At 52.6% G+C, this 22,858-nt stretch carries 19 protein-coding genes and 1 pseudogene; 11 read left to right on the top strand and 9 right to left on the bottom strand.

The features are described from left to right. Nucleotides 1–12: 12 nt before the first annotated feature. Together BUB27_RS03220 and BUB27_RS03215 are read right to left on the bottom strand one after the other, a co-directional pair. Nucleotides 13–1,767, bottom strand: a complete 1,755-nt coding sequence (locus tag BUB27_RS03220) for a methylmalonyl-CoA mutase family protein (RefSeq protein ID WP_159434771.1) — start codon at nucleotides 1,765–1,767, stop codon at nucleotides 13–15. After that, a complete protein-coding gene (locus BUB27_RS03215) occupies nucleotides 1,760–2,872 on the bottom strand; it encodes a cobalamin-dependent protein (RefSeq protein ID WP_143158097.1) in 1,113 nt (370 codons plus the stop codon). Before BUB27_RS03215 ends, BUB27_RS03220 begins: the two co-directional genes overlap by 8 nt. 189 nt (nucleotides 2,873–3,061) lie before the next feature. Between BUB27_RS03215 and BUB27_RS03210 the strand changes: the two genes are divergently transcribed. Together BUB27_RS03210 and BUB27_RS03205 are read left to right on the top strand one after the other, a co-directional pair. Then, the gene (locus tag BUB27_RS03210; protein WP_143158096.1) at nucleotides 3,062–4,405 is read left to right on the top strand and encodes a DUF5690 family protein; all 1,344 of its coding nucleotides are present in this window, start codon (nucleotides 3,062–3,064) and stop codon (nucleotides 4,403–4,405) included. Between the two features lie 139 nt (nucleotides 4,406–4,544). Continuing rightward, nucleotides 4,545–8,861 (top strand): polysaccharide lyase family 8 super-sandwich domain-containing protein, encoded by a 4,317-nt coding sequence (locus BUB27_RS03205; RefSeq protein ID WP_143158095.1) that lies wholly within the window; start codon nucleotides 4,545–4,547, stop codon nucleotides 8,859–8,861. Nucleotides 8,862–8,866: 5 nt separating this feature from the next. Here BUB27_RS03205 and BUB27_RS03200 read toward each other — a convergent pair whose 3' ends face one another. Next, on the bottom strand, nucleotides 8,867–10,024 hold the full coding sequence (locus BUB27_RS03200) for a helix-turn-helix domain-containing protein (protein WP_143158094.1): 1,158 nt from the start codon (nucleotides 10,022–10,024) through the stop codon (nucleotides 8,867–8,869). Nucleotides 10,025–10,258: 234 nt separating this feature from the next. Between BUB27_RS03200 and BUB27_RS03195 the strand changes: the two genes are divergently transcribed. From BUB27_RS03195 to BUB27_RS03185, 3 genes are all read left to right on the top strand, one after another. Beyond that, nucleotides 10,259–10,993, top strand: coding sequence for a PEP-CTERM sorting domain-containing protein (locus BUB27_RS03195; RefSeq protein WP_143158093.1), 735 nt, complete (start codon nucleotides 10,259–10,261; stop codon nucleotides 10,991–10,993). 154 nt (nucleotides 10,994–11,147) lie between these two features. After that, nucleotides 11,148–12,425, top strand: coding sequence for a 3-keto-disaccharide hydrolase (locus BUB27_RS03190; protein WP_143158092.1), 1,278 nt, complete (start codon nucleotides 11,148–11,150; stop codon nucleotides 12,423–12,425). Between the two features lie 67 nt (nucleotides 12,426–12,492). Beyond that, nucleotides 12,493–12,939, top strand: coding sequence for a c-type cytochrome (locus tag BUB27_RS03185; RefSeq protein ID WP_143158091.1), 447 nt, complete (start codon nucleotides 12,493–12,495; stop codon nucleotides 12,937–12,939). A 67-nt stretch (nucleotides 12,940–13,006) separates the two neighbouring features. Here BUB27_RS03185 and corA read toward each other — a convergent pair whose 3' ends face one another. Then, nucleotides 13,007–14,113, bottom strand: coding sequence for a magnesium/cobalt transporter CorA (gene corA / locus BUB27_RS03180; protein ID WP_143158090.1), 1,107 nt, complete (start codon nucleotides 14,111–14,113; stop codon nucleotides 13,007–13,009). A gap of 42 nt (nucleotides 14,114–14,155) precedes the next feature. After that, nucleotides 14,156–15,226 carry a DUF21 domain-containing protein gene (locus BUB27_RS03175; protein WP_143158089.1) on the bottom strand — a complete coding sequence of 357 codons (1,071 nt, stop codon included), beginning with the start codon at nucleotides 15,224–15,226 and terminating at the stop codon, nucleotides 14,156–14,158. Between the two features lie 150 nt (nucleotides 15,227–15,376). On the opposite strand from BUB27_RS03175, the gene rimK reads away from it, so the two are divergent. The 3 genes from rimK to BUB27_RS03160 are packed head-to-tail and all read left to right on the top strand — an operon-like array spanning nucleotide 15,377 to nucleotide 17,843. Then, nucleotides 15,377–16,282 carry a 30S ribosomal protein S6--L-glutamate ligase gene (rimK, locus tag BUB27_RS03170; RefSeq protein ID WP_143158088.1) on the top strand — a complete coding sequence of 302 codons (906 nt, stop codon included), beginning with the start codon at nucleotides 15,377–15,379 and terminating at the stop codon, nucleotides 16,280–16,282. 39 nt (nucleotides 16,283–16,321) lie between these two features. Then, the gene (locus tag BUB27_RS03165) at nucleotides 16,322–17,413 is read left to right on the top strand and encodes a succinylglutamate desuccinylase/aspartoacylase family protein (protein WP_159434770.1); all 1,092 of its coding nucleotides are present in this window, start codon (nucleotides 16,322–16,324) and stop codon (nucleotides 17,411–17,413) included. 37 nt (nucleotides 17,414–17,450) lie between these two features. Beyond that, on the top strand, nucleotides 17,451–17,843 hold the full coding sequence (locus BUB27_RS03160; protein WP_143158086.1) for a hypothetical protein: 393 nt from the start codon (nucleotides 17,451–17,453) through the stop codon (nucleotides 17,841–17,843). A gap of 105 nt (nucleotides 17,844–17,948) precedes the next feature. On the opposite strand, the gene BUB27_RS03155 is transcribed toward BUB27_RS03160, so the two are convergent. Continuing rightward, entirely contained in the window at nucleotides 17,949–18,863 is a 915-nt protein-coding gene (locus BUB27_RS03155) for a uracil-DNA glycosylase (protein ID WP_143158085.1), read from the bottom strand. Nucleotides 18,864–19,032: 169 nt separating this feature from the next. Between BUB27_RS03155 and BUB27_RS03150 the strand changes: the two genes are divergently transcribed. Together BUB27_RS03150 and BUB27_RS03145 are read left to right on the top strand one after the other, a co-directional pair. Continuing rightward, entirely contained in the window at nucleotides 19,033–19,305 is a 273-nt protein-coding gene (locus BUB27_RS03150) for a type II toxin-antitoxin system TacA family antitoxin (protein WP_143158084.1), read from the top strand. Next, a complete protein-coding gene (locus BUB27_RS03145) occupies nucleotides 19,306–19,800 on the top strand; it encodes a GNAT family N-acetyltransferase (RefSeq protein ID WP_143158083.1) in 495 nt (164 codons plus the stop codon). It begins immediately after the preceding gene. 87 nt (nucleotides 19,801–19,887) lie between these two features. Here the strand turns inward: BUB27_RS03145 and BUB27_RS03140 are convergent, their stop codons facing one another. Together BUB27_RS03140 and BUB27_RS03135 are read right to left on the bottom strand one after the other, a co-directional pair. Then, the gene (locus BUB27_RS03140; protein WP_143158082.1) at nucleotides 19,888–20,229 is read right to left on the bottom strand and encodes a hypothetical protein; all 342 of its coding nucleotides are present in this window, start codon (nucleotides 20,227–20,229) and stop codon (nucleotides 19,888–19,890) included. 188 nt (nucleotides 20,230–20,417) lie between these two features. Beyond that, the gene (locus tag BUB27_RS03135; protein ID WP_143158081.1) at nucleotides 20,418–20,921 is read right to left on the bottom strand and encodes a hypothetical protein; all 504 of its coding nucleotides are present in this window, start codon (nucleotides 20,919–20,921) and stop codon (nucleotides 20,418–20,420) included. Between the two features lie 753 nt (nucleotides 20,922–21,674). On the opposite strand from BUB27_RS03135, the pseudogene BUB27_RS03130 reads away from it, so the two are divergent. After that, a pseudogene (locus tag BUB27_RS03130) lies at nucleotides 21,675–22,028 on the top strand (transposase); the annotation flags it as partial. Nucleotides 22,029–22,219: 191 nt separating this feature from the next. Here BUB27_RS03130 and BUB27_RS03125 read toward each other — a convergent pair. After that, on the bottom strand, nucleotides 22,220–22,831 hold the full coding sequence (locus BUB27_RS03125) for a hypothetical protein (RefSeq protein ID WP_143158079.1): 612 nt from the start codon (nucleotides 22,829–22,831) through the stop codon (nucleotides 22,220–22,222). Nucleotides 22,832–22,858 lie beyond the last annotated feature (27 nt).

Below are 22,858 nucleotides of genomic sequence, written 5' to 3'. Positions count from 1 at the left end.
CCGGGTCTCCACTTACATCATCGGCCTAAATTTACCCACCTCTGCCTGCAAGGCTTTGGTGATTTGCCCTAGGGTACACGTTTCTACGGTATCAATGAGTTCCTCAAAGACATTGCCATCGCTCCTGACAACTTGACCGAGGCGCTCTAATGCCGGGCCAGCTTTATCTTGATTGCGTTTTTTGAAATCTTGAATCCGGAGCACCTGCTCTTCTTTACGCTCATTGGAGATCCTGACCAACTGTGGCTCCGGATGCTCTACCCCTTCAGCGTAGCGGTTCAGGCCGATGATACGGCGCTCATTCTCCATGATCTGCTGCTCATATCTGTGGGAGGACGCTTGAATCTGGCTGCGCTGGTAGCGGTGCTCCATCGCTCCTAAGACCCCACCTAGCCGGTCGATCTCTTCAAACTCCTCAAGAATAGCCTGCTCCACGGCTCGCTCTACCGCCTTCATCCCCGGGGATCCGCTGACGCCATTCATCATGTGACGGAACAACCCACTTTCTTCTAACATGATCGACTGAGCATGGGAGGCCAGCTTAACGTATTCCTCGCTGGGAGTGGTGAATGGTTCATCCGCGCTGTTGCTGTGGCAGGAATTGGTGGCATTCATGTAGGCCATCAGCAACTCCACCGCAGTCCGGGTAAGATTGTTTTTAAACTCAGCAGCCACCAGACTACGCCCACTCGTCTGTGTGTGTAGTTTGAGTTTTTGGCCGCGCTGATCCGCTCCGTAGACATCCCGCATCCCGACAGCCCAGATTTTACGGCAGATTCGTGCTAGAGCCATGAATTCCACATCCAGTCCACAATCCAGGAAGAAGGAAAAGCGCGGGGCAAAATCCCGCACATCGATACCTCTGCCCCGCATCATCTCGGCATAGGCAAAGCCGTTGGATAAGGTGTAAGCGGCTTGCTGCACCGGAGTCGCTCCGGCCTGGGAAATATGATAGCCGCTGATACTGACCGGATACCAGCGCGGGATTTTCATCACGCTGTACTCCATCATATCCAACAAGAAGCGCAGCGATGCTTGCACAGGGAAAAGCACCTCGTTCTGCCCCTGCACCTCTTTGAGGATGTCTGCCTGCACCGTACCTCTGAGCTTTTCCACCACCCCATCTCCAAACCTACGCTTCGCCGCAGCTACAAACATGGCCATGACCGTGGGTGCCGGACCATTGATGGTCATACTTACCGAGGTGGAAGCAGCAGCTAAATCAAATCCAGCAAAAAGCACTTCCATGTCTTCAACGGTATCAATGGCCACCCCGCCTTCGCCTATTTTACCAAACACGCCAGGCTCATCACTATCCATGCCATAGAGCGTAGGACCATCAAAGGCGGTACTCATCCGGTGACTGCGCTGGTTCTTAGTCAGGAAGTGGAAACGCTCATTGGTATCCTTCGCCGTACCCAGACCAGCGAAGAGACGGGTCGGCTCCTCCGGTGGCACCTCGTGAGGATCCATGGGATCCAGATACATTTCCGCATAGCTGGAGCTGAGATAAGGGAACTCCCCGGGCAGGCCCTCACCGTAAAGATATCGGGCAATGGCGCCCGGCTCGTCGAGCAGCGGCAGAGGAAGCCGGGGCAACTTCAGGCCTGTCGGAGTCTCTACCTCTGGTACGGCCTCTTGAATCTCCCGCCACTTTTCTAACAAAACCTTAGCCTCTTCGGGATTTTCACGAACCTCTTTGACCCTGGTTTCTACCGAGGCATTAAATGCTGCTAGTTGCTGGCACACTTTTTTCAAGTCACCCATGGCTGATCTCCTTTCTGAATTTAGCCACCCCTTCATCGGCATGTTCGCTTGCCTGAGTCGCATAAAGCGGCACTCCGCGCTGACTAAGCTTTCTTCCCACTTCATCCAGTGCTCTCGCTGCCCCGCGCCAGTCACACTTGTTCACCACCACCGCATCCGCCACCTCCAACATAAGGATCTTCTGGAGCTGCAGCGCGGCTCCGTATTCGGGATGCAGCACCAGCACTTTGGTATCCACCAAGCTATCCTCAAAAGGAAGGGCCTCCTGGCCCGTGCCCACGGTTTCCACGAGAACATAATCAAAGCCCGCTTCCTCACTTGCCATCCAGCGCAGGCATTCCTCACTCGCTTCACTTAAGCCCCCTTGCTTCCCTCGGGTCGCCATACTGCGAATAAAGACCCGGTCATCCTGACTGTAAACCATCGTAGCACGATCCCCTAACAGCCCACCTTTACGTACGCTACTCGGATCGTGGGAAAGAACGCCGATACGAAGATTCTCATTTTCTAACAAGGCACCTCGAATCCATTCATCGATCAAGGTTGTCTTGCCCACACCACCAGGGCCTGTGAAGCCGATCACCCTGGCCTTTCCGCGCGATCCTGGCTTCGCTCTCCCTTCCAATCCATACTCCACCGCCGTCAGGGTCTTGGCCAAGCCAAGATCCGTGCTGACCGGCATCATCTTCAGCTCCCTCTCGCCATAGAGTTCCTCCAGCCGCTGCGTGATTTCGTCAAAGCTCGTCCCAGCGAGAAAAATCTCATCCACACCGTCTGCCCTCATCAACTTCACGTCGTCACGGGTGATGGTGCCCCCGCCTCCTCCGAAGACTCCCAGATCGCATCCCTCTACCATCCTGAGCTGATTGACAACATCCCGAAAGAACTCCACATGACCACCATTGTAGCTGGAGATCCCCAGGCCCGCTACATCCTCTTGGATGGCCGCCCGCACCATATCCTCCACAGCTCTGTGGTAGCCCATGTACACCACTTCAAAACCTTGCCGGATCAGCGCTTCATTCACCGTGGTCACCGCGCTGTCATGTCCATCACACAGGGGGACTGCGGTTAGCAAGCGGATAGGCCTCAAGACTTCTTTCACCCTAACACTCTAGCTGATCCAGCCTCCCTAAACCAGATCATTTTAGTACCTTTACGAAACATCATCCGATCCAGATTACCAAGCCTGATTTTCCCGATCACCATCACAAGTTTCCCGAAAGACACTTTCGTCACATTGAAAGCTAATCATTGCATCCTTCGATTCATGAAGTAAAAGGGCAGAATCTCTATGACGCATTCGCCCACCTCACGTTTTGACCCACGCACCTTGATTGCCGTCGCGGCAGCCTTTGTGACGTATTACTGCATGTATGCCTTCCGCAAGCCCTTTACCGTCCTGGACTTCGAGGGCAGCTGGCTTGGAGGCCAGACGGCTTTGAAAACGGCAGTCGTCGTGTCCCAGCTACTTGGCTACACCACGGCCAAGTTTCTCGGCACCCGATTCTGCTCCGGGCTGCACCGGGAGAAGATCTTTGGGGCCCTCGTAGGCTGTATTGTCAGCGCCATGCTCTCTTTGGTAGCCTTGCCCTTGCTTCCGGGTGCCTGGGCAGTCATCGCCCTTTTCTGGAACGGTATCTCACTGGGGATGGTCTTTGGCATGGTGATGCGCCCACTTGAGGGACGTGGAAACTCAGAGTTTCTGCTCGCCGGTCTCTCCTGCTCCTTCATCATCGCGAGCGGAGACGTCAAATCCGCAGGCAAGAATGTCCTCAATTCAGATTGGTTTGCCCAGACCTTTGGGGGCAACGAACTGTGGATGCCCTTAGCTACCTGCGCTCTCTACTTTATCCCTTTCTTGATTGCCGCCTTTATCCTTTCCAAAACCCCACTCCCATCGGATGCCGATATCGCCGAGCGTAGTGACCGTCATGCGATGGATGGGAAAGACCGTCTCGCTTTCGTTAAAAATCTCGCAGGCATCCTGATCCCGCTGGCCATCAGCTATTTTCTTCTGACCGCCTTTCGCGATTACCGGGACAACTTCCAGCAGGACTTACTACGTGAAGCCGGGGCTACAGTGAAAGCCGGAGTCTTCTCAGCGATCGAGCGCAAGGTCGCCATCACCGTCCTCATCGTTTGCTCCCTGCTGATCCTGATCCGCAGTCACCTGACAGCCCTGAGAGTCTCGCTCATCTTCATGGCTCTCGGCTTGGTCCTACCAGCCTCACTCATCATCCTGCGCAACCAGGGATGGATCTCCGCACTGGACTGGATGACCTACATCGGTGTTGGTGCCTATCTTTGCTATATCCTCGTGCACTGCATCCTGTTTGAACGCTTGGTGGCCCTGACCCGGGCGAAAGGAAACTCCGTTTTTGCGATGATGCTCTTCGATGGGCTCGGATACATCGGCCCTATTCTCCTCATCGGTTTCGGAGACAAGATCGGCGGTGAAAGCAGGCTAGCCACCTTTGATGCCTTTACTTGGGTTCTCGCTATCTTCGGTGGTGCGGCTCTGATTTACACCAATCTTATTCTGAAAAAATACACCGCCAAGAAAGCGGAGGAAAATACCGCAGCGGCGGCGGCCGTAGCTACGAGTACAGACTGCACCAGTACACAGACCACCTGAGCTAAAGACCGTTTACCTGTGTGAGAATGCCAGGCCGGTTCACTCAATGGGCCAGCCCAATAGGCAAAATATTAGTATGACAGGTTTCTGTAAAGGAAATACCCTTCATCTGAAGTAAGCTGTCTACACTCACATCGGCATGAACAAGCTCACGAAATATCTACTCATCCCCGCGCTAACAGCTGGAGGCTACTTTTCCTACCCCTATCTCTACCCGGGCGATCAGGCCAGCGCTCCGACTCAAGAGGAAGCGGAAGTCACGCTCAGACCTCAGCCTCCGGTTCAGGAGTTCAGGCTAAAAAGCACGGCCAGCCCCGTTTTCCGTGAAGCCCTGCCATCAACTTCAGGCAGCTGGAGTAAGACAGGGGTGAAAGGCTTCACCCAGGGGAGAAAAGTCAGCGACACACACGCCTATTTCGTACTTAATCCTGACACGGAGCACAGCTCCAGCTTTGGCTTGTTCGCAGTCAGTGGCAGACCATGGGACAACTTCCTGAGCATGTCCTACAACAAGGACGGCAGCATCAGTTTCGGAGGCGAATCCGGACGAGGAGGTAGAGTAGGCGCTCACCTCAAAGCGGAACTCTCGCCCAAGCCTGGCGATCCCTTCCTGCTGGAACTGCATCCCAATACCAAGAATGTAGCCCTCTTGGTAAACGGACAGGCAGCCGGAGCGATACCGGCAGACATGTCAGCCAATGTGTTCGGCGCGAATTACCCCAATCGTCCTTCATACAAAGGTCAGATCGGGGAAGTACGTTTCTATGACAAGGGACTGACTGCGGACCAGCAAGAGGCTGAGCGCACACTCCTGTCCACGTACTGGCAGCTCCCAGGCAGCCAAGAAGGCGCCTTTCAAGACGGCTACCGCTTGGAGCCAGCGATCCTCACCAAGAAGCAAACGAGTGCGCAAAGTGCCGGGCTGACTCTGCAAAGCCCCCATGACATCGATCAGGCTATCTTCATCGCTGCTAGTGAATCTACTCCCCCTGTGATCGAGGGATTGCCCCGCTCCATCACCATCGCAGCGGGACGAAGCTGGAATATTAGTAGCCTGGAAAATGCCGCGCTCGATCTCAGTTTTCCTGCCGACACCTTGCCAGCTTATTACCTTGGCGAACATGGCTTCTACTCCTTGCTCCACCGTCCTGACAGCCAGTCAGACTGGAAGGAAATCTCTATCACCCGCCCGACTGCCGATGGGCTGGTTCAGTTCCAGTTAGAGCAAGGTCCAAGTGGCCAGTACACACTGGCGATCTCCCAAGGCATCCCGGTCAAACCTTCCAGCGCCAAGATTCTAGTGGCCAAGCAAGATCAACTCATCCCCGGCAGAGCGGTGAATTTGAAATGTAGCGGATCAGAGAGCGGGCAAGAACTCACCCTGTTAGACCCCGAGACCCATGCCGTCTGGTATCAGGGCAAAGCGGCAGATCTTGATCTATCCTTCACCCCGCTACGCAAACGAGAAATTCGGCTCATCGCCAAATACACCGGGACTTCCAGAGTCCTGGGCTCAAAACAAGAGCTGACACTCAAGATCGCCCCTGCGGCTGACTCTCTCTACCCAGGGCTCATCGCAGAGATCATCAAGGCAGACAAAGACACCCAGCTCCCACTCACCGCGGCTAGTTTCCAGAGTAAAGCCAGCTGGCCTGAACGCTATACAAGCAATCTCAAACAAAAAGATTACCCGGCATACCGTACTGCGGAGTCCATTCACACCCCGCCACTGACTGACAACACCAAGCAGTGGTTCAGTCGCCCTGACTATTTCCACAGCATCTTGCCGACACTCAATATGGCCCAAAAGCGCGAAGACATGATCGCCAATGGGGCCTACGTTCAGTATCCGCTGGGCGATCTCGTAGCCAACAGGCACGCACGCATTCACGGCTCGCTACTCTTGGAGCAAGCCGGTGAATATCATTTTCTCCTGAAATGCAATGTACCCGGCAGCTTGACCATCGCTGAACAGTCTGTGACAGATTTTGCAGCCATTTCCTACACCGCACAGAGCCCGACTACCCTGCCTCTGGAGCTTTTCGTGACCACCTCTAAGGAGAATCCAAGGTTATTCTGTCAGTTCCTCTGGAAGAAACCCGGCGACTCGGAATTCACCTCCGTCCCAGCCTCTGCGCTCTACCATCAGGTCTCGCCAGTTCGCGAACAGGCTCTCGCGGACGCGACCGGGCAAATGAGCTACCGCCGATTCCAATTCAGCAAAAGCTCAGATGATGCAGCCGCACTCAAACTGATCAAATCATGGGAACTAGCGAAGCTCAGCCAGGACGCGAACAGTTTTACCTCGGCAATGAAGGTACTCACCAAAGCCTACCAGAGCGGCAAGTCCCTCTCTGCCAACCAAAACTTGGCTGCAAAGGTGTTTGAGCTGGTCGAGGCCCGCATCCAGCACATTCGCAAGACGCCAGACCAGATAAAGGTCAAGGGCTTCGGCAAAACTGATGGCAGGATGATGCGCGCCTATGAGGCTGCTCTACCATTTCTGAGTCACTGTGAAAATGTACCCGGCCTACAAATGCGGGCGCTGGATGCGCGCGGGGAGTTGGCCCAGTATGCCATTTCCACCTGCTTGAACCGTTCCTTCTTCTCAGAAGTGCATCATGGAGCCAATGACGGCTACGGCGACGACCACAACCTACTGGTCAACTTCTGGCGTGCCGCGCGCTGTCTGGACGATCCTTATGCCTGGGATGCAGCCGCCTGTCTTCAGGACAGTCATTTCCGCTATGCCGCTGGACGAGGAGAAGGTCTCTTTACTGATGGCATCTTCGGCTTTCACCATGCCAATGGCCGTCACGTGCACGTCGACGGCTACGGAGCCAACTGGTTCTCACGTGTCTGTGGAGGGGGACGCTTCCATAGCCCTTGGGGATACACCGCTGAGCAGTATCGTCGACTCACCGAATACGTGAGGGCATTCGAGTGGTTTTTCTATCATGGCACGGACGCCTTCGTGACTAATGGCCGCCACAATGACCACCGGGGCAGCAATGGTGTGGTGAATGGTTTCGCCGCTCGTCTCTTGGCTGTGCCCAAAGAACTACCGCGAGAGGAAGACAGGCAAGAGCTTCAGGCCTTGCAAAAGCGCATCAAGGATAACCCCGGCAACTCCATCACAGGAAACCGCTTCTTCTATCGGGCCCTCTTCACGGTTCACCGCCGCAAGGATTACTACATCGATCTCAAGATGATCTCACCAATGGCCGGGCCACCGGAAACCTTCGCCGGAGCCATCCCTTGGAACATGTCTTTCGGTGATGGGGTCACCACACTGATGCGCAGCGGTCAGGAGTACCATGATATCCACCGCAATCATTACAACGGCTCTTACTCCGCCATTCGAGCAGCTAAACAATCAGGCATTAAAAACGTGAGTGAACCCAGCCTCTGGTTTTACCGCCAGCTTCCCGGAACCACTCAGCTGGATGACGAAATGCACCAGCCGGATCGCTACCGTGGTGGCTCTGGAGCCACTGCAGGGGGAGTTTCTGACGGCGAGCTGGGCCACAATGCCTTTCATTTTCGCAATGGCCGTACAGGCTCCGATGTCCGGAAGTTCTATGCCTTCACCGATGACGGCATGTTGGTCATGAATACGGGCATCACCACGACCAGAAGCAAAGGTGTGCCAGCAGATGTGACCATGCGCAGCACCATCAACCAGTGCGACTGGCGTAGCGACATCACCGTCATGGACGAAAACGGATTCCAGCGCACCTTCAAGCATGACAGCACGGGCGAGAAACTTAGCCTGCCACTCAACCGCCGTTACTGGGTACTGCACGATGGCATCGGCTATCTGGTTCTGCCCACCGGGAACGAAGCAGGTGCTGGCAAAGCAGGGACCCTAGAGATCGAGTTTGGAATCCGCACTCCGCTGACACCGGCCCCAGGCTATCAGCTCCCTGAGAAAGCAGCCCAGGCCCTGATCGAGCAGAAATTCCATCAGTCTCGCGCCAAGAAAATCTTCCAACTTTCCATCAACCATAGCCAGCAAGTGAAGGACGCCACCTGCGCTTACTTTGTCTGTATGCGTGGCCATCAGGTCAATGCTGCCGAGTGGCTAAAGCAGCCGCCGCTTCAAATTCTCTCTAACACTCCTTCACTGCAAGCTGTGATGGATACCCGTGACCGCACGGTACAGGCCTTCTTCCGTGAAGCCGGTGAGCTCAAAGACTCGTCCGCAAATCTACTCATTGCCTCCCCGACTCCATGCTCTGTGATGTGGCGTCCCAGTAAGTCGTCTGTCACCGTGCAGGATCCAATCGCGGCCTGTACAAGCGATATCTCCAAGATGACCGATACCATGAAAGTCACTATGGGAACAGGGCTCCACGGTATCGAATCCAAGCAGGATCTCACCATTCCTCTATCAGGCATGAACGATCCTGATGACCGCTACCGAGGAAAGCCAGAGACGGTCACCATTCACTAGATATGTTAGAAACCAGAGGATCCACCTTGTCTAGTCTGGTACGCCCTGGGTGAACAACCGAACTGCCTTTTGAATGCCGCAGAGAAATAATGCAAGGAACTGAAGCCTGCCATATCGGCGATTTCGGCTACCTTGTATTTTTTCTCTTTGAGCATGCGCTTGGCTGCCTCCATTCTGAGACGATTAATTTCCTCACCAATGCCTCGGTCCAGAATTTCCCTGAAGCGCATTTCCACCACACGCCTTGAGGCTCCAACAGCCTCTACCACATCACTCACTCCGATAGCTCGCGTATAATTAGCACGTATGAAGCTCAAGGCCTTCGCCATGACAGGGTCATTCTCTGAGAGATGGCCGGTGCTTTCCCTACGCTTGATCCCTTTGGGAGTGATGTAGACTTGATTCGATTTAACTTCCTCTCCGGCAAGTCTCTTGTGCAGCATCTCTGCTGCCACATAACCTTGCATCCAACTATCTAACACAATCCCAGTCATAGGAACGGGACTCAGGGCTGAGGTCTCCTGAATATCTTTGTCTAGGACCACAGCCTGTACATCTTCAGGGATTCGGTAACCTTCAGCTAACAAGGCCTTTTCCACACTCATCATGATCCCTGCATGAGCACAGCAAAGACCAAGCGGAAAGCTCTCTTTCTTTATTTCCTTCAGCACCAAACTTACAACTCCACTTACCCCATAGGCCTCAAGCTCCTCAGTATCGAGCATCTTCGGAGAAGCCCCCACGCGATACAGCTGATCCATGCAGCCCTTGCTATAGTAATTATCAACGAAGGCTGATGAAAAATTGAGCACCAGCACACGCTGCACACCTGAGGCCATGAACTCATCGGCCGCCATGCCGCCGGCCAGATAGTAATCGTGACTGACCAAGTCAATCTCACCATCAGGCAATAGACTGACCTTCTTCATTGGCCAAGCGCTGACACGCTCCTTGAGATCATCCGCCGTGTAACTGGCGATTTTATAGATCACCCCATCCCAGCCCGGATCTTTGACCACCCAGTCCCCGCGGACCGACCAGCGAGCATCTACGGCGATCCCGTTCTCATCGCAGTAACTGCGAACACCTGCCACTACATCTGGGTCTGGGAAGTCCATCACCACTCCGATCTCCAAGGCATTCTCTTTTAAGGGGCTTTTCATGTACTAGCTATGGCAAAACTACTTCTCGGGAATCAAGACTCAAATGAACAAATTTTATGCGTCATATCACAAACACATCAAACCTCTTGCGCATATCATTAAATTCTAAACGGAAGATTGCAACGACAAAGCCCCGCCCACTGATACTATCCAATTTGATATCAGGACTTTACGATCCTGAAAGTACACAAGAACAAACTGAACTACCCTAACTCAACCCCAACCTCACTACTCATGAAGAAAACAACCTTACTAACTCTCACATTTGCAGCTCTCGCTGCTAGCAGCCAGGCTGCGATCGTAGTCCAAGAAAACTTCGACTATGCAGATGGCCCTGTTGCCACACTCAACGGCGGCACAGGCTTCAGCGGAGCTTGGGATGCTGGTAATAGCACAGGCACACGTCTCTTTAACGTATCCAGTGGAAGTGCCATCTATAATGGAGGCGGTAATGGAACCGTCACAGTTCAAAGCCGTGACTTCGCGACTGGCTATACAGTCGATACAAGCACAACCTTGACCATCAGTTTCGACCTTATTGTGAATGAGACACAAGCAGGCCGAGGAATTGGTATCAACTTGGTAGACTCTGTCGGTGGAAACTCCGTTTTCTTAGGTAAGAGGATTAACGGCTCCTATGGGGCACACTCAGGGATCACTGCAGGCTCAACAACATACTCTAATTCGGGTGCTACAGGCTCCATGCTTCTGACAGCAGTCTTTACCTCTAATGGCACAGACACCTTTGTAGATGTTCAAGCAAACGGAGGATCAGTTGTGAGCGGAACCATCACAGGCACTCAGTTTGCCTTCGATAGCCTTGAGCTCACAGGCTACCACGGATCAACCGTTTCCAACGGTGTGGACAACATCTCGATCGATGTGACTACCACCGCCGTACCAGAGCCAAGCTCCACTTCACTCTTTGGCCTTGCCGGTGTAGCTCTGCTGCTCCGCCGCCGCCGATAGATTTTGTGGGTACATTGTGTGAACACCCCTTCTTGTGAGGGAATGTCCTCATTTATGCGTGTGACCCGCCAGCAGGAGTGCTGGCGGGTTTTTCGTGTCAGGTCAGCAAGAATTGTGGAATCTTACCGTAAGTAATCCAGAACCAGATCTACACATGATTCGAAACATCACTCTTCTACTCACGGCTGCTGCGGTAGCGCACGCAGACCCCACCCCACTATTCAACGGCAAGGACCTCACCGGCTGGGTGGGCAGCGGCTATGAAATTATCGACGACGCCATCGTCTGCACCCCGAAAGGGCGCAACCTAATGACCGAGAAGCAGTACAGCAACTACGTGCTGGAATTTGATTTCAAGCTTCCTCCTGCTGGCAACAACGGAGTGGGCATCCATTACCCCGGAAATGGCAACCCAGCCTACACAGGCATGGAAATCCAGGTACTGGATAACACCGCCAAAAAATACGAGAAGCTCAAGGACTATCAGTTCCACGGATCACTCTACACCCTGAATGCCGCGAAAAAAGGCTTCCTCAAGCCAGTGGGCGAATGGAACCACGAGAAGATCACCGTCAATGGTGACAAGGTCACTGTTGAACTCAACGGCACCGTCATCAACGAAGCCAACCTCGCAGAGCTTTCCAAGGCTCATCCTAAGCACCAGGGAGTCAAACGCCGCTCCGGCCACATCACCTTCTGCGGCCACGGTGATCGTGTATCCTACAAGAACATCACCATCGACGAGATCGTCAAAGAGACACCTAAGCCGGCAGCTCCTGCGGAAGAGGTCACGGCCGAGGGTTCCGGCTTTATCAAGCTCTACAATGGCAAGGACCTCACTGGCTGGATCCACGGTGCTGGCGATCTGGAGCACTGGAAGCCGATGGGCGAAGTCATCCACTATGATGGCAAATCACGCTCCAAAGAGAAGAATCTCTGGTCCGAAAAAGAGTTTGGCGACCTGGTTCTCTACGTTGACTGGCGCTGGGCAGGCCCTGCCAGCAAGCAACTGAAGCGCCCACTGCTCGACCCAGCTACCGGCGAGACCAAGCTGGATGAAAATGGCAAGCCAATCCTTGTCCTGGTGGACGAACTCGACTCAGGCATCTACCTGCGCGGCAACAACCGTTCCCAGGTAAACATCTGGAACTGGCCCGGTGGCTCCGGTGAAGTCTACGGCTACCGCACCAACAAGAACCACCCACAGGAAGTCCGTGCCGCACTCACCCCCAAAGTGAAAGCAGACAACCCGGTCGGTGAATGGAACCGCATGATCATCACCCTGAAGGGCGACCGCCTCACCGTGAATCTCAACGGCAAGACCGTGATCGAAAACGCCCAGCTTCCAGGTGTCCCTGAAAAAGGCCGCATCGCCCTCCAGCACCATGGTAGCGAGTTAGAGTTCGCAAACATTTACATTAAGGAGCTCTAACACGAAATAGGTCATACGGGCATTTCTCATTGATTTACGAGTGAACCTGAAGCACTGTATCCGTAGTATGAAAAAACTAGTTTTGTTTGCTGCAGTTCTTGCAGCCCCTTTCTCTCTCCAGGCTAACGACGGCCAGACAGCTTACCAGACCTGCATGGCTTGCCACGGCGCTGACGGTAAGGGCATGAAGGCTGGCCCGAATACCATGGCTCCTTCACTTGCCGGCTCCAAGCTGGTCAACGGCAACCCGGAACTACTGGCGAAAATCATCCTCAAAGGTATCCACAAGGAAGACCAGAAATACATGATGGTCATGGCTCCACTCGAAGCCGCCTATGCAGACGACCAGAAGCTTGCTGACGTGATCAACTACGTCCGCAATTCATTCGGTAACAAGAATGAGAAGAAGGTCACTGCAGAAGATGCCAAGAAGTACCGAGAGGCAGCCAAGGACATCAAGGCCCCACTCAAGCGTGCGGACCTGGAGAAGGCAGCCGCAAAAAAAGCTGAGTAAGCTCCGCTGCTACTGAATTTTATGACAACCAAGTGCAGGCTCCGGCCTCACTTGGTTTTTTATTGGCTCAGATCCACTTCTTCCTGCGGAAGTACCAGAGCATTCCCAGGAAGGTGGTCAGGAAAGCTCCCCAGAGCATCGGGTAGGCCCACTTCCAGTGCAGCTCGGGCATGTCATCGAAATTCATCCCGTACACGCCAGCGAGGAAGGAGAGCGGCAAGAAGATGGTAGCAAAGCAGGTAAGCACCTTCATGATCTCATTCATCCGGTTGCTCACCGAGCTCAGATAGAAGTCCCGCAGAGATGATGATAGATCCCTCAAATGCTCGGTGGTCTCGATGACATGGATGGTATGGTCGTACAAGTCGCGCATGAAGGGAGTCACGGTATCTGTCATGAGCTTGGACTCGGATTTATCCAGCTTGGCAACGACCTCGCGTGACGGCCTGAGCATCCGGTTGAGCAAAGTGATCTCGCGCTTGATCCCGTAGATCTCCTGCGGGTTTACTGCGGTGATGTCCGCTTGTAGACGCTCATCGAGCCTACTGACATCCTCCTCCAATTGGTCGAGAGCGAGAAAGTAATGATCCGTCACGGCATCTAGCAAAGCCCAGAGGAGGTAATCGCAGCCTGACTTGCGGATTCTCCCCTTGCCAGACTTCAGGCGCTTGAGCACTGGATTAAATACCTGGTGATCCGTCTCCTGGAAGGTGATCAAGAGGTCCTCCATCAGCAGGCAGGTGATGTTCTCCACGTGGAATGGCTGCTCCTTGCTCGCTGGCGGGTCGATCAACTTCTGGATGACCACGATCGAGTCCTCCCAGGTTTCCACCTTGGGCCGGTGCCTTTGGTTGAGCACATCTTCCTGGATCAGCGGGTGAATCTCATGCTCATCCATCAGACGAGAGAGTTTCTCGACATCATGAAGACCGATGACTCTGACCCAGGTGGGGTTTTTACGATCCTCTAACTGCAGGCATTCCTCAATAGAGCTTGCCTCTTTGACTTCAAAGCTATGCTCGCTGAAATTGACGACCTCAATGCGGACCGGTTGCTCCGTCTTGTCTCCGGTGTATTCCAGGTAGCCAGGAGGCATCGCCACCTTGCGCCTTCCAGCCAGACCTCTGCTAGTGACGAAACGCTTCAATCCAGAGACATAATTCTTCTGAGGCATGCTTTTGTTTTATCGGCCTAACTGTGCAGACACAAGGCCGAATCAGTTTGCGGCGGGCACCTTACCACTTTCCTCCTCACGATCGGAGGGGTCCATCGGCACGCGCTTGGCAATCCCCCTGAGCAAGTGGCCAAAGATATCCGCACCCGTGATGATGCGCTTGTTGTCCTCAGTCCAGTAGAGCACTACATCCTGGTCCACCACGTGGTCGTTGTGATCGTCTGCCTCCACCACGAACCTACCTAACACGCTGTCCAAGGTTTTGTTCGGGTCGGTGATCAAAATAGGGCGGTGACAGAAGCGATACGGATCCACATTGCCCTCATAGGCATAGTAACGTGAGAGGAACTCGGGAGTATCCAGCACGATGAGAGGGTGATCCTCTGCATCCACCAGAATCCTCCATTTGGCTGGATTCTGTCTCAACTGATCCAAGAGTTCCTGACCTTCCGGGCTCTCAAAGTCTGGAAATTCCGGCAGATCCATGCGGGATGGCATTTGCATGATGGTGCTCGGCTTGATCTCATTTCCGTGCTCGGCGACCTTGATGTCATCCAGGGCGAGGAAGTTAAGCGCCCCGCGTCCTTCGTTGGCACTGATTTCACTGTCTACCTCGCGAATGTGTTTCTCCAGAATGATTTCGATATCACGCTCACGGTAGAAAGTAGGGCCCTCCGGCCCGATCCAGCCGTCTAGAATGAGCGCACAGGGCTTGGCGACCACGTAGAGCAAGATCTGATAAAACCGGATCACCGGCGTTAACTTGGCCCCGATACGCAGGGCATTTCTTGAGAAATAGGCTTGGGGAATAATCTCACCGAAGAAGGTAATACCCACGGTGGAGAAGACGAAGCCGTAGACACCGGCCAGCACGCTTTCACTCAGCAAGGCCAGCAAGACGTTCACGGACACGTTACCCCAGAGGATGGTGCACAGCAGCAGGTTGGAATCCTGGCGCAGCTTGAGTATCTTTTTGGCCGAATCCCGGCCCTTTTCTGCCTCGGCCTCCAGTCTCATGCGGCCCAGTGAGAACAAGGCCAAATTCAATCCCGAAAACATTGCCGACTGGGTCAAACAAAACCCAATCCCCAGCCATAACCAAATATCCTGCATTCTCTTTCTAGTAAACTGCGCCCCCGCGCTTCATTGATTGAGATACTTGCTAACCTTGATTTGAAAAAATTTCCAGAAAAACCAAGCAATGAGTTTACTGGATTTTTCTTGCACCCACCCATACCTTGGCCCACGACTGGATATAGTACTATGAAAATTGCCATCCTCTCACGGAACAAGCGACTCTACTCAACTAACAGCCTCTACGAAGCTGCGCTTAGGCGCGGCCACGAAGTCAAGGTCATCGACTACCTGCGCTGCTACATGAATATCGCGTCCCACCGCCCCACTATCTACCTCGGTGAGGAGGAACTCTCTGGTTATGACGCGATTATCCCGCGTATCGGCGCCTCCAACACGACCTTCGGTACTGCCGTGGTACGTCAGTTTGAGATGATGAATGTTTTCTCCGTCAATGAGTCCGTGGCCATTTCCCGCTCCCGTGACAAGCTGCGCTCCCTGCAGCTGCTTGCCCGCCGTGGTGTAGGCCTGCCAGTGACCGCCTTTGCCAACGACACCAAGGCCACATCCGAGCTGATCAAGATCTGCGGCGGAGCCCCAGTGGTTATCAAGCTTCTCGAGGGAACTCAGGGCGTAGGCGTGGTACTAGCCGAGACCAACAAAGCGGCCGAGTCCGTTATCGAGGCTTTCCGCGGCTTGGACGCAGACATCATGGTACAGGAATTTATCAAGGAAGCCGGCGGGGCAGACATCCGCTGCCTGGTCGTCGGTGGCAAGGTCGTTGCCGCCATGAAACGCCAGGGTAAGGAGGGCGAATTCCGCTCCAACCTTCACCGCGGTGGCTCAGCCCAGGTGGTACGCATCACTCCGGAAGAGCGCTCCACCGCCGTACGTGCCGCCAAGATCATGGGTCTCAATGTAGCCGGTGTTGACCTGCTGCGCTCCAACCACGGCCCCGTCATCATGGAGGTAAACTCCTCCCCAGGTCTGGAAGGCATTGAAAAAGCCACTGGCAAGGACGTGGCCGGCACGATCATCAGCTTTATCGAAAAGAACGCCAAAAGCTCCAGTACCAGAACCAAGGGCAAAGGCTAGTCCGCCAAACAAGCGGTCCAACCCCGCAGCATCATCGCCGTGAGCTCAGACTCCGAAATCCGCTACCGTCATGGAGCCATCACCATTGCTGGCACCACGATTAATCCAGGGGAGCAGGCTACCGTAGCCATCCCCTACGGCACCTATAGCAGCTACGAGACCGTCCACCTCAAGGCTCATGTCCGGGTCAGCAAAAAGCCTGGCCCTACCCTGCTCGTCACCGCAGGTATCCATGGGGACGAAGTCAACGGAACGGAGATCGTGCGCCGCCTGATGAAGGAAAAGTTCATCAAGCGCATGAGTGGCACGCTGATCACCATTCCGGTGATCAATGCCCCGGCCTACTCGAACCGCTCACGCTACATGCCAGACCGGCGGGATCTGAACCGGCTGTTTCCCGGCGCCCCATCCGGCTCACTGGGTGCCCGCCTGGCTCACACACTGTGTGAATACATTCTTCCCCATGTGGATCTGGTCATCGACCTGCACACCGGGACAGTTAACCGCGCCAACCTGCCGCAGCTTCGCGTCTCCCCCGGAGACAAGGAAGCGAACAGACTGGCCAAGATCTTTTCTCCTCCCGTCCTGCTGATTGCCTCCATCCGTGAAGGTTCCTTTCGTCATGCCTGCAGCAAGCGTGGCATTCCCGTCCTACTTTACGAGAGTGGAGAGGCGCTCAGGCTGGACACCCCATCCATCCGCTTTGCCCTGCGCGGTATCCGCTCGGTCATGCGCGAGCTGGGCATGATTTCCAAATCCTCCACCAAGCGCTTCAAGCTCCAGCCAGTGGTCTGCAAGAAGAGCCTCTGGGAACGTGCCCCGATGGGCGGCATCTTCACCCCTCTGGTCCAGCTTGGCAGAGCTGTGAACCAAGGAGACACGCTAGGCTTCATGGCAGATCCCTTTGGGGACACAGAGATCCCGATCATCGCTTCCTATGATGGCATCCTGATAGGCCGTACCAATGAGGGTGTGGCCGATGAAGGGGACGCCCTCGTCCACATCGGCTTCGCCAGCCAGCAGGAAACCGCCGAGGACCGCATCCATGAATCCGCCGGCAACTTCCCGGATCTACCAGATGAAGAGGACGACCACCCGGTCCACACCGATCCCTTTGCCGATCAGCTATAAAACTTGCAATAATTCCGGTTGTAGGAAAGATTCCGGCATGTCGACATTATCAGAATTTGCTCAGCTGCCAGTCCTCGCTGAGATGTCATTCCAGCTCAAGAGCATTTTCACTATCGTTCACGTAGTGGGAATCATTCTCCTGTTCATGGGCTTTGCCTATGGTCTCAAGTCCTGGAACAAGGGAGCCGCTATCGCTCACGGCCTCGGTCTACTGATCGTCTTGATCACCGGCATGGGTATGGTCGGATCCGACTTCCGCCCGTGGGTATTCGTCAAACTCGGCGTATGGCTCGCTCTCGGCGGAGCACTGGTACTCGTGAAGAGAAAAGTACTTCCAGAGTCCCTGAACTGGATCATCATCATCGCTTTGGGAGCACTGGCCCTGTGGACCGTCTACTATGGCCGCTTCACCGCCTCTTTCCTCCAGTAATCGGGAATAGACCGACAATCTTTACGCAAAAAGCGCCACCAGACGGGGGCGCTTTTTCGTTTGGGGAAGCTGGATTGTCTTTCCCATCTGTAGAATTGACTTAGGTCATGACTGGCCTTTCGGCAGGAAGAAGCCGCGCTGCTTCTCATTGATCGGCATGCCGAGGTAATCCATGACGGCGAGCATGTCTTCCCAGACCTTGCGCTTTTCCTCGGTCTGCTCGTTGTGCAGCAGGTAGCTGGGGTGGTAGGTCACGCGTACCGGCACGCCCTCCACAGCGTGGAATTTCTCCCGCAAATTGGCCACGGGCTCTTTACGGCCTAGCAAGCCTTCCGCAGCGCTTGCTCCCAGTGCGATGATCACCTTGGGCTCCACGACGCTGATCTCCGCCTTCACGAAGCCCAGACTGCAGGCCATTTCCTCAGCACTGGGCTTGCGGTTGTTGGTGGTCTGGTTCTGCATCTTGGGACGCCATTTGACGATATTGGAAATATAAACCTCCCGGCGGCTAAGGCCCATCGCCTTGAGTATGCCGTCGAGCTTCTGCCCGGCTGGTCCCACGAAGGGCTCGCCTTTCTGCTCCTCATGATAGCCTGGAGCTTCCCCCACGAACATGATCTCTGCCTCAGGATGGCCACAGGAGAAGACCATCTTCTCACGCAGTGTACCCAGGTCCTTGGCTGGCTTCCAGGCGGCAGCCTGGGCTTTGAGACCAGCAATCTTCTCCGCGGCCGTCACGCCCTCGACCCGTAATTGAGTCACCGGCTCGATGGCTCTGGCCTGAGGTGCCGGCTCTTCGCGCAGCACGGACGGGCTTGGCTGCGAGGCAGCGCTGGCTGTTGGTGCCGTTGGCGCCTCTTGTACCGGGCTCGCCGGAGCCGCTGGCTGGCTGCTAATCCCGGCAGCACGTTTGTAAAACTCCCTCAGGATCAGGCGCGCCTGTTCATCGAGGTGGACATGCGTCTTCCCCTGGCGCTCCAATTGGCGCAAATATTCGATTACAGGTTCCGTCGCGGTCATGCCTGAGCATCCCCTTCCCCCCTCCCCATCGTCAAGATCATTTGCGCAGGCAGACAGAATGCGGAAAGTTCTCGGTATCTTCACCTCTACAACCATGGCTGCCGTGATACAAAACAGTTGATTTGTAGTGCACATTGCAATACATTTAACCCCATAAGGAGATCAAACCATGGCTACCGCAACTGCAAATATTCAGGCCCGAGTGGCACCAGAATTTAAGCAAGAACTCATTTTAGCTGCTGAAATGGAAGGACTCAGTCTAACTGACTATCTAGTCCGGAACTTGGGTGCTTGCGTTAAGAAAACTTTACAGCGTGACCAAATATGGAAGCTCAATCGCAGTGATAGCGAAAAGCTCGTGGATGCTCTCATGGGTGATGCACGTGACATTCCAGCACTCAAATCTGCGGCTAAGCGTTACAAAGATTCAGGTATCCAGTAAATGCTTTCAATCAGTCCTTTCAATAAAAGCTTTGATCGTAAGGGCTTTACTTGTGGTGAGCCATTGTTGGACGCCTACATACGCAGCCAAGTTTCCCAAGATCTGCGTAATAAAGTAGCGAGTTGCTTCATTTTACACGAACAGGAACAATCTCAAATTCTCGGCTACTACACCCTTTCCACTCTATCAATTGAGCTAGAGGCTATCCCAGAAGACTTTAAAAAGAAGCTTCCACGTTACCCTCAAGTTCCCATGATTTTGTTGGGCCGACTTGCAGTATCACAAGCCTACAAAGGCAACGGCTTTGGTGAGCTACTCCTCATTAGTGCCTGTCATAAATCCTTACAAATCACAGATTCTATCGGAGCCTGGGCTGTTGCTGTTGATTCATTACACGACCAAGCACGTGCCTTTTATTCCAAATACGGATTTATTGAGTTCCACGAGGGACAAATGTTTCTCACAATCAAAGATATCCAAAAGAACTTAGTCTGAAGATTCATTATTGAGCTGCTTGGGTATGTAGTCAGAAGTAGATTAGTTCGCACGCCTACGCCATAGTCACAAGCGAGGGTTCGTCTCCTAGATGGACGCAGGAATCATTCTCAGACTCTCCAGTATGTATGCCAACGAAACCCAAACCCCTAAAAACACCGGAAGCCACATCACCCGTGAATGATTGATGGATTTTCCGCACCTCCAATCCATCAGCACGTACCCAATTTGAAGCAGGATAAATAGTGCAATCAGCCACTCGCTGTGAAAGAAAATCAACTCGTTCACCTTTGCGAACGACATGCCAGCCCATCCTTGTTGCGCCGCCACTTTTTCGAATCTTTCGGCTATATACCAGACATAGACGTAGACCATGCAAGACATCAGCGATAAACACACATCTATACCTGTTTTAATTTTCTTCATCATGATCTAACAAATGAAAAACACTTACTGACACTCTCTCCATTCGCACTCAGTCGTCCACCAGAAAATCACTGAGATCTTAACCGTGAAGCTGGATGAAAAACACATCTAACAATAAACTTAAAGCACAACGTGCATTGGTTGGTTGCACTTGTTCATATCCAAATCCGTCACAATTTCTGTTAGGATCGCTATGGTTGAGATTTACTATCTTGTCGCGAAGCTTTCTGAAGATCTATAAATTTTTTATGTAGCTTAATTGATTCTGGGAAATCCTTCTCTGCAGTTTTGAGTAGCTTCTCATAGAGTTTTCCACTTCGATACCACTTGTTACTTTTTAAATAGTCTTCTATTTTTAACTTTAGCACCCCACTTTTTCTCTCCTCCATTTTCTGTATTACCCTGATCCGCCCTGACAAAACATACATTTCACATAGGTAATCCGATCCACTGTCGTCAATCTCAGCTATGAAAAAGAAAATTGTTGGAAGCAGCGGCCCTTCACTAGTTGGTTTGGCCTCAGTTGTAAGACCCTCAACTTTGACCATCTTGGTTAAATCAAGATAGTAATAATCATCGTCAAATCGCTCTACCGACTGTCCACAATACTCTTTCAATTTAAAGACAGTTTGCTTCTCTGCATTGCCCAATACATAAAGCATTGCCCAGATAATAATTATTCGAAGTAAGTTCATTTATTTTTTTTGCACGGAACAGAGTCATATTCATTATCGCTAATAAAAAGACTGACAATTTCAGGCATGCGACACCCCTAGCATCTAACACGAAACCGGCTCTCAGCAAGCATTCTCTTCTCTTAAAATGTCCTTTTATTGTACATCGCCTGAACGCAAAAAGCATCACATCTCCTCACGGAGCATGATGCTTCTGGAATCAAATTCTGATGAAAACGTGGTAATCCAACAAAATTCCTACGACATCAATTCGGCAAGATCATACGGTCTCAAATCGGTGCGTAACAGTTAACGCAGTGCTCATGCAGCCCCACTGGCGTCACAACCAGCAGCTCGAACCCATCCAGCCCATAGCGATGACCAACAAGGAAAAGCACAAGCTCTAGCACAATCCACATCATAGATTTTCGGCTAAACGGAGGCTGGCTCTGCGGGGACGCATCCAGGCCAAGGGATAACCGGAAGCACGGGCGACCGATAGCGTCGTAAAAACAGGGCCGCATCCAACAACACACAGTGGGTGCGGCCTTCCGCATCATAAAAAACGGCTCATCGAGAGCCTGTGCCATGCCTCGGAAAATCCCGGGGTCTGGGGCAGAGCCCCATCGCCTGGACGCAAAAAGCATCATACCTCCTCACGGAGTATGATGCTTCTGGAACCAAATTCTGATGAAAACGTGGTAATCCAACAAAAATCCTACGACATCAATTCGACAAGATCATACGGTCTCAAATCGGTGCGTAACAGCTAAGCGCACAGCGATTGCCATCATCACCGCCTTGCCTGAACTGGGAACACTATCCAACAAACAGGTAACCTCCCTGGCAGGACTTGCGCCCTTCAACCGGGACAGCGGTACACTGCGGGGCAAGCGCTCGATTGCGGGATGCCGCAAGTCAGCCAGGAACGCTCTCTACATGGCGGCTTTGGTTGGAACGCGGCACAACCCTGTTCTCAGGGATTTTTACCAGCGATTGAGAGCGGCAGGAAAGCCCTTCAAGGTCGCCATCACCGCCGTCATGCGCAAGCTCCTCACCCACCTGAACTCCCAGCTCCGGAGGCATATTCATGCCTCCGAAACAGAAAATGTTCTAACAGCATATTAATACAGTTGCTGTCCTTTTAATGTGTTACATGAAGCTGAGAAACCAACAAAAATCCTACGACATCAATTCGGCAATATCATACGGTCTCAAATCGGTGCGTAACATTTATAGCCGAGAAGCTGGACGAACTTCACCATTACCAATGCAGTTGGCATACAACGTGCATTGGTTGGTCGCGCCTGTTCATTTTTTTATGGCTGAGGTTTGCCTTCCTTTTCAAAATTCCAATTTACTTTATAAGTTTTATTAAGACAACTAGATATATTCTGAGAAAGGATTGGGAAAAATTTGGCTAATTCAAAATTAAATCTAGCCATCACACTAATATCTATATCTGTCCAAGCATCCTTAAACTTTTCATTTTTACTAACTAGATAAAGATAGTAAGGACTCCAATAAAAGGCACTATTATTGCCACGCCTAATTGTAATGCCAATACCGTCTCTTCCACGATCCATGATTTCTTTATCTTTTTCACTCAAACTAAAGATACCGTCTGACTGTAAAATCAAATTTTGCAAATCATTAGACATCGAGCATTCAACTGATCCAGATATTTTTAATTTACCATCTCGTAGTTCCGTAAAAACGAATTTATCGTTCAGAAAAACAACAGTTAAATAGTTGTTAGCTGAATCATACACATCAATTATTAAATGCTTATGATATTTTTCATGTAAGTCCTTTTGACGAAGAAGATATTCATTCTTTGGTGTAAGGTTCACATCATTCGCAACTGCGGATAATTGCAAAAACAACAAGAAAGCCACAAGCTTCACAGTCCAACTATTGAAAATAATCATGCTTTTTGTATTTATATAATATTTAGA

Source organism: Rubritalea squalenifaciens DSM 18772 (genome assembly GCF_900141815.1).
Lineage (GTDB): Bacteria > Verrucomicrobiota > Verrucomicrobiia > Verrucomicrobiales > Akkermansiaceae > Rubritalea > Rubritalea squalenifaciens.
The sequence above is the reverse complement of the archived record's forward strand: the minus strand, read 5'-3'. Positions and strand labels throughout refer to the sequence as shown.